Source organism: Streptomyces muensis, from assembly GCF_021474425.1.
Classification (GTDB): Bacteria; Actinomycetota; Actinomycetes; order Streptomycetales; family Streptomycetaceae; genus Streptomyces; species Streptomyces muensis.
In genome coordinates this window covers 1-772 of the sequence record NZ_JAKEIP010000620.1, presented here as the reverse complement: position 1 = coordinate 772, position 772 = coordinate 1, and the positions used below count along the sequence as shown (strand labels likewise).

General features: G+C 70.5%; 1 protein-coding gene. It reads left to right on the top strand.

The window, feature by feature from the left end:
- Positions 1-735 (top strand): DNA-3-methyladenine glycosylase family protein (locus tag L0P92_RS44755; RefSeq protein ID WP_234768852.1); only part of this gene is annotated, 735 nt, incomplete at its 5' end.
- Between the last annotated feature and the right edge of the window lie 37 nt (positions 736-772).

Here is a 772-nt window from a genome sequence, read left to right as displayed (position 1 = left end):
GCCGAAGTGCGGGGCGAGGCGTGGGGGCCGGGGGCCGAGTGGCTGCTCGAACAGTTGCCGGAGTTGCTCGGGGCCGCCGACGATCCGTCCGTCTTCGTGCCGCGGCATCGGCTGCTGGCGGTGACTCGGCATCGGCGGCCGGGGCTGCGGTTGACGCGGACCGGGCTGGTGCTGGAGTCGTTGATTCCGTCGATTCTGGAGCAGAAGGTCACGACCGATGAGGCGTATCGGGCGTGGCGGTCGCTGGTGCGGAAGTTCGGGGAGCCGGCGCCTGGGCCCGCGCCCGGGCGGATGTGTGTGATGCCGGACGCGGAGACCTGGCGGCTGATTCCGTCCTGGGAGTGGCATCGGGCCGGGGTCGACAACAAGCGGGCGTCCACGATTTTGCGGGCTGTGCGGGTTGCTGTGCGGATGGAGGAGGCGGTGCGGATGGCTCCGGCTCAGGCGCAGGCTCGGTTGGAGGTTGTGCCGGGGGTTGGGCCGTGGACGTCTGCGGAGGTTGTGCAGCGTAGTCATGGGGCGGCGGATGCGGTGACTGTGGGGGATCTGCATCTGCCGGGGATCGTGGGGTGGGCGCTTGCCGGGGATCGGGATGCGGATGACTCGGTGATGCTGGAGTTGTTGGAGCCGTATGCGGGGCAGCGGCATCGGGCGGCTCGGTTGATCTTGTTGAGTGGGCGGGGGCCTGCGCGGCGGGCTCCGCGGATGCCTCGGGGGGATATCGGGCGGTTGTGAGGGCCCTTCTTTTTCGCCCCCGCCGCCCCTACCCGTC